This is a genomic window from Mycobacterium sp. TH-M11, from assembly GCF_057473725.1.
In genome coordinates, this window is the sequence record NZ_JBYCLD010000412.1 from 1 (window position 1) to 6,666 (window position 6,666).

The window sequence follows — 6,666 nt, forward strand, 5'->3', positions numbered from 1 at the left end:
GACCTTGGCCAGCAGATAGGCAGTCGTCGACAACCCGACCGCCTGTTCTCGTCGGAAGATCGGCCGCTCGCCGATGAGGTCACGAATGGTCAGCGCCGTGCCCATGAACACGGCCCCGATATTGAGCAGCACCATGATGTACTGCGGCTCGGTGGGCGCCACACCGAGCGGATTGGCCGGGCCCAGGCCCGGTTTCGGCCCCTTCACCGTCAACGACAACGCTCCGATGAGAAATGGCAATACCGCCAGGAACACCGAGTAACCGCGGTCGGAGATCACCAGTCGGACCTGGCGGCGCGCGATCGTCGAGAGCTGCCCCAACAGGTCGGTGTGTACCGGCTCGCCGAGATCGGCGGGGCTTTGCAAAGCCGGGGCCCGCGACTTGCCGCCCGGGCCGCCGTGCTCCAGGTAGCGCCGGTTCGCCTCGTCGGGGTCGGCGCCGACGTTGGCGAAGATGTCGGCCCAGTTGGTAGTGCCCAGTTCCGGGCCGACCTGGCTGGGCGGACCGTTGAAGGCGGTTTTTCCGCCGGGCGCGATCAGCAGGATCTGGTCGCAGACATCGAGGTAGGACACCGAGTGCGTCACCACCAGCACCACCCGGCCGGCGTCGGCGAGCTGCCGCAACATCAGCATGACCTGCCGGTCCAGCGCCGGGTCGAGACCTGAGGTCGGCTCGTCGAGGAGCAGCAGCGACGGCTGGGTCAGCAGTTCCAGCGCGACCGAAGCGCGCTTGCGCTGACCGCCGGAGAGCTTGTCCACCCGGGTGTCGGCGTGCTTGGTCAGGTCGAGTTCCTCGAGCACCTGGGCGACGACCTGGGCGCGTTCCTCTTTACTGGTGTCCGGCGGCAGGCGCAGTTCGGCGGCGTATCCGAGGGCCTGGTTGATCGTGAGCTGGCGGTGCACGACGTCGTCCTGCGGCACCATCCCGATCCGGCTGCGCATCGTCGCGTACTCGGCGTGGATGTCGTGGCCCTCGAAGGTGACTGTGCCGGAGCTGGGATGGGTGTATCCGGCGATCAGGCGCGACAGTGTGGTCTTGCCCGCCCCCGACCCGCCGATGAGCGCGGTCAATGTGCCCGGCCGCGCGGTCAGCGAAATACCGTTGATGAGTTCCTTGCCGTCGATCCTGAAGTGCACGTTGTCGACTTCCAGGCCGCCGCTGCGGGTCGCGGCTTCGGTGCGGCGGACCAGGTTGCCGTCGGTCAAGACCAGGTCGATGTTGCCGATCGTGACGACGTCGCCCTCGTTGAGCAGCGCCGAGCCGACCCGGACACCGTTGACGAAGGTGCCGTTGATGCTGTGAGCGTCGCGGATCTCGGTGCCAAGCGGCGAGTCGACCAAAAACGCGTGATGCCGCGACGCGAGCACGTCCTGGATGACGATGTCGTTGTCGTTGGCGCGCCCGATTGTCAAGGACCCGGCGGGCTTGTTCGGCGTCGACGAGCCAGGCAGGATCGCCTGCATCATCTTGGTCGCCAGGTTGCCTGACTCCGGTGGTGTGCTGATTGCCGGCGCCGGACCCAATTCGGTCTTCGGTGCCACGTTCACCGGACGAGCCGGTGCGACCGGGGCAGGATGCCGAACGGGCGGCGGTCCCTGGTGCTGCGGGCCCTGTGGGTAAATGGGTGGACGCGGCCCGGGGTAGGGCGGCGGGGGTGGCCCGCCGGGATAGGGCCGCGGCCCCTGGCTTGGACTGGGGCCTTGGCCGGGCGGGCCAGATTGCCTGAATGCCGGCGGCGGTCGGTGCGGCTGCTGCGGGCCGGGCGCGGGCCGTGCGGGTGCTGCGGCCCGCGCGATCGGCATCGATGTCGTCTGCGGCGGCCGGCCGGCAAGACCGTCGTGGCGGCCAATTTCGAAGGTCAGCTGCGGACCGTCGGGGTTGCCGATGCTGATCGTCTGCCCGTCATGCAGATCGACCACCGGCACCCGCTGCCCGTTGGCGTAGGTGCCGTTCAGCGAGCCGTTGTCGATCGCCCGCCAGCGGCCCTGCTCGAAGCGCAGCAGCAGGTGTGCCCGGGAGATCAGCGGATGGGTGATCCGCATGTCGGCACGCAGATCGCGACCGACCACGATGTCATGTCCTGCGGCGAAAGTGCGTTGCGACCCGTCATAGCAGACGGTCAGCGCGGGCGGGGCGGCATGAGTCATCGCCCCCACATTAGCTGGATGGCTCACTGCACCGACTGTATCGGCTGGGAGTCCGATCCCCAACGATCGACACGTTGTCCGCTGATCAGTTCGCCGGGGCGTCGGGGGCGCCGGTCACTACGCAGCGGGTGCGCGTGTAAATCGTCGCCATGCAGCGATTGCAGTGCGTGCACGCGGAACGCACGCTCGCGCCGTCGCGGGCGATCCGGTTGATCAAGTCCGGCTCGGCCAGCAGCGCGCGACCCATGGCCACGAATTGAAAGCCTTCTGCCATGGCCACATCCATCGTCTCGCGATTGGTGATTCCGCCCAGCAGGATCAGCGGCATCGTCAGCTCGGCGCGGAACTGCTTGGCTTCGCGCAGCAGGTAGGCCTCACGGTAGGGGTATTCGCGCAGAAACTTGGTGCCGGTCATCCGCATGCCCCAGCTCAGCGGTGGCTTGAAGGCGCCGGCGAACTCCTTGAGCGGGGCGTCACCGCGAAACAGGTACATCGGGTTGACCAGTGAGCTACCCGCGGTCAGTTCGATCGCGTCCAACGCGCCGTCGTCCTGCAACCACTTCGCGGTGGTGATGGCCTCGTCGACCGAGATGCCACCGCGGACGCCGTCGGACATGTTGAGCTTCGCGGTCACCGCGATCTGGTCTTTGACAGCCCGCCGCACCGCCATGACGATCCCGCGCGCAACCTTGGCCCGGTTCTCCAGCGATCCACCGAACTCGTCGTTGCGCCGGTTGATCAGCGGACTGAGGAACGCGCTGGCCAGGTAGTTGTGGCCCAAATGCACTTCGACGGCGTCGAATCCGGCGTCGACGGCCAGCCTGGCCGCGTTCGCGTGGTCGGCGATCACCGTGTCGATGTCGTCGCGGCCGGCTCTCTTGGCGAATCGCATGCCGATCGGATTGAAGAACCGCACCGGCGCCAGCGCCCGGGCCTTGTTCGAGCGGGCATTGGCCACCGGGCCGGCGTGCCCGATCTGGGCGCTGACCGCCGCGCCCTCCGCGTGAATCGCCTCGGTCAGACGCCGGAAGCCGGGCACGGCCTCGGGGCGCATCCAGATGCCATTGCCTTCGGTGCGGCCGCCCTGGGACACCGCGCAGTAGGCCACCGTGGTCATACCGACACCGCCGGCCGCGGGACGGCGGTGGTATTCGATGAGGTCGTCGCTGACCAGCGCCCCGGGTGTGCGGGCTTCGAAGGTCGCCGATTTGACAATGCGGTTGCGCAGCGTGATGGGTCCGAGCTTCGCCGGTGCCAGCACGTCCGGTGGGGCAGACATAGCGGCAGCTTAACCACGCACACCGACCTGCATCCGGCATTGATGTCACACTGTGGGACGTGGCTGCAATCACGTTGGACGGCAAAATCACCCGTGACGAGATCTTCGTCGACCTCAAGGAGCGGGTGGCCGTGCTGGCCGCGGCGGGCACCACACCCGGGCTGGGTACGGTCCTGGTGGGCGACGACCCGGGTTCGCAGGCCTACGTCCGCGGCAAGCACGCCGACTGCGCGAAGGTGGGCATCACGTCGCTGCGCCGCGACCTGCCGGCCGATATCACCCAGGCCAAGCTCAACGAGACCATCGACGAACTCAACGCCAATCCCGAGTGCACCGGCTACATCGTCCAGTTGCCGCTGCCTGGAGGCTTGGACGAGAACGCTGCTTTGGAGCGTATCGATCCGGCGAAGGACGCCGACGGGCTGCACCCGACCAACCTGGGTCGGCTGGTGCTGATGGACCCCGCCCCGCTGCCCTGCACTCCGCGGGGGATCGTGCACCTGCTGCGGCGCTTCGGCGTCGAGATAGCCGGCGCGCACGTGGTGGTGATCGGCCGCGGCGTGACGGTCGGCCGGCCGCTCGGTCTGCTGCTGACCCGCCGGTCAGAGAACGCGACGGTGACGTTGTGCCACACCGGAACTCGCGATCTTGGCGCGCTGACGCGGCAGGCCGACATCATTGTCGCCGGTGTCGGTGTGCCGCATATGCTGACCGCCGACATGGTGCGTCCTGGTGCCGCGGTGATCGACGTCGGCGTCAGCCGGGTCGATGACAAGCTCACCGGTGACGTGCATCCCGACGTCTGGGAGGTCGCGGGCCACGTCTCGCCGAATCCGGGTGGGGTGGGCCCGCTGACCCGGGCGTTCCTGTTGACCAACGTCGTCGAGTTGGCCGAAGGCCGCTGAGGATGCGCTGGCCCCGGCCGCAATGGCCTTTTCTGTGGGTGGTCCTGATCTTCGTCGTGGCATTCGGCTTGGCAGCAGCCAATTTCTGGCGTCGCGGCTCGCTGTTGATCGGGATTGGGGTCGGCGTGGCGGCGGCGCTGCGACTGGCTTTGCCCGATGAGCGGGCCGGGCTACTGGTGGTGCGCAGTAAGGCGATTGACTTCGCCACGATGGCGTCGGTCGCGGCGGCGATGGTCTACATCGCCTGGACGATCGATCCGCTGGGAACTCGCTAGACCCCCGGCACTCCCGTTACGCCCGGTACTCCCGTTGCGCCGTTGCCGCCCAGCAGGTTTGCCATCTGCTCCGGGCAGTAGGTTCGAATTGCGATCGTGGTGAACATCCGGGCCGCCCGCGGAGACATACCGCTGTGTGCGACCCCTGCTGCCGCGGCGGCGAAGCTGCCGCCGGGCTGTTCGAGCGTCGGGCAGACGGACTGACCGACCGCCATCGCGTTGCCGGGTTCGCCGTACTCGATGCCGGCGTGGCTGAGCGCATCAATGAAGTTGTCGTCGCTGGGATCTGCTTCGCCAGGTATCGAGAAAGCGGTGGCGACAGTGATGAGGGCGCCGACACCGATCAACGCGCGCACGGCGATCGGCTGATTACTGAGCAACGAAATCCCCATATCCACGAACTGTGCTCTACCCCAATCACGCTGAGAACACGGCGGAGTAAAGTTTCGCGCACGTTTGGGGCGACACGCGGGTCTGCGCGCAGCGCCGCGGCGGTTCTTGGTCTCGCGTGCACGACAATTCGGGCATGACGGGTGAGATCTCGCGTCAAAGATTTCTGCGCGCAGCAATAGGGGCGCTGGCCGCCGGCGCGGGTGTCGGCTCAGCTCGTGCCGGTGCTGCGCCGGTCGCCTCTGGCTGGGAGGGACTGGCTATCGGTGGTCCGGTCATTCGGCCAGATTCTCCGCAATTCGGTTCGGCCAAATCAGTTTTCAATACCAACTACAACGGGTTGACACCGGCAGCTGTCGTCGTCCCGACTTCGATGGCCGACGTGCAGAAGGCGATGGCGTTCGCCGCTGCGAACAACCTCAAGGTGGCTGCACGCGGCGGCGGGCACTCCTACGTCGGAGCCTCGACCGCGAACGGCGCGATGGTGCTCGACTTGCGTCAGTTGCCCGGCGGCGTCGACTACGATCCCGCGACCGGGTTGATCACCGTGCCACCCGCGACGAGTCTGTATGCAATGCACCAGGTGTTGGCGGCCGCCGGACGGGGGATACCGACGGGTACCTGCCCGTCGGTAGGTGCGGCGGGTCACGCCTTGGGCGGTGGGCTTGGCGCACATTCGCGGCACGCCGGCCTGATGTGCGACGCGTTGCGGTCGGCCACGGTGGTGCTGCCGGGTGGTCAGGCCGTGACCGCGTCCGGCAATTCGCAACCCGATCTGTTCTGGGGATTACGGGGTGGCGGAGGCGGAAACTTCGGTGTCACAACCTCGTTGACGTTTGCGACGTTCCCGGCCGGCGAGGTCGATGTGGTCAACCTCGCCTTCCCGCCGCAGTCGTTCGCCCAGGTGCTGATGGGGTGGCAGAACTGGCTGCGGACCGCGGACCGTAGTTGTTGGGCGCTGGCGGATGCCACCGTCGACCCGATGGGCACGCACTGCCGCATTCTGGCGACCAGTCCGGCCGGATCCGGGGCCGGGGTGGCGTCGGCCATCACGTCGGCCGTCGGTATCCAGCCGACCGGCATGGACAGTCATACGTTCAACTACCTGGATCTGACGAATTACCTTGCGGTCAACAATCTCAACCCGGCACCGCTCGGATACGTCGGCGGCTCAGACGTTTTCGCTTCTTTGACGCCACCCGCCGCGCAGCGGATCGCAGCGGCGGTCGACGCGTTTCCCCGCGGGGTGGGTCGCATGCTCGCGATCATGCACACGCTGGACGGCGCCCTCGCCGATGTACCGGTGGGTGCATCCGCGTTTCCGTGGCGTCGACAGTCGTCGTTGGTGCAGTGGTACGTCGAGACGTCCGATGTCTCGGGTGCGCGCGACTGGCTCGCCGCCGCGCACCGGGCCGTTCAGCCGTACTCGGTTGGCGGGTATGTGAATTACCTCGAAGCGGGACAGCCCGCGTCGCGCTACTTCGGCCCGAATCTGTCACGGCTTGACGCCGTTCGGCAGAAGTACGATCCCGGCCGGGTGATGTTCTCCGGTATGCCGGTTTGAGGCGGGGCAGTTATCCACAGTTGGATGGTTAGCCACAGTTGGTGTTCTGTCGTGGGCGTTGTGTCGGGGCTGACGGCTAGTATTCGAACATGCGTTCTAGTAGTC

6 protein-coding genes are annotated in these 6,666 nt (G+C 67.1%); 3 read left to right on the forward strand and 3 right to left on the reverse strand.

The genetic code is table 11. The features are described 5' to 3' along the window. The coding region (locus AC2VOG_RS16250; protein ID WP_486940898.1) for an FHA domain-containing protein at nt 1-2,148 on the reverse strand (2,148 nt) is incomplete at its 3' end. Nucleotides 2,149-2,233: 85 nt separating this feature from the next. Then, on the reverse strand, nt 2,234-3,427 hold the full coding sequence (locus AC2VOG_RS16255) for an NADH:flavin oxidoreductase (RefSeq protein ID WP_486940899.1): 1,194 nt from the start codon (nt 3,425-3,427) through the stop codon (nt 2,234-2,236). Nucleotides 3,428-3,486: 59 nt separating this feature from the next. On the opposite strand from AC2VOG_RS16255, the gene AC2VOG_RS16260 reads away from it, so the two are divergent. Next, nucleotides 3,487-4,332, forward strand: coding sequence for a bifunctional methylenetetrahydrofolate dehydrogenase/methenyltetrahydrofolate cyclohydrolase (locus AC2VOG_RS16260; protein WP_486940900.1), 846 nt, complete (start codon nt 3,487-3,489; stop codon nt 4,330-4,332). Between the two features lie 2 nt (nt 4,333-4,334). After that, on the forward strand, nt 4,335-4,607 hold the full coding sequence (locus AC2VOG_RS16265) for a DUF3017 domain-containing protein (protein ID WP_486940901.1): 273 nt from the start codon (nt 4,335-4,337) through the stop codon (nt 4,605-4,607). Here the strand turns inward: AC2VOG_RS16265 and AC2VOG_RS16270 are convergent. Then, nucleotides 4,604-4,999: a DUF732 domain-containing protein gene (locus tag AC2VOG_RS16270; RefSeq protein ID WP_486940902.1), complete on the reverse strand. Its 396-nt coding sequence runs from the start codon at nt 4,997-4,999 to the stop codon at nt 4,604-4,606. The genes AC2VOG_RS16265 and AC2VOG_RS16270 overlap by 4 nt on opposite strands. A gap of 134 nt (nt 5,000-5,133) precedes the next feature. On the opposite strand from AC2VOG_RS16270, the gene AC2VOG_RS16275 reads away from it, so the two are divergent. Continuing rightward, a complete protein-coding gene (locus AC2VOG_RS16275) occupies nt 5,134-6,561 on the forward strand; it encodes an FAD-binding oxidoreductase (protein ID WP_486940903.1) in 1,428 nt (475 codons plus the stop codon). Nucleotides 6,562-6,666 lie beyond the last annotated feature (105 nt).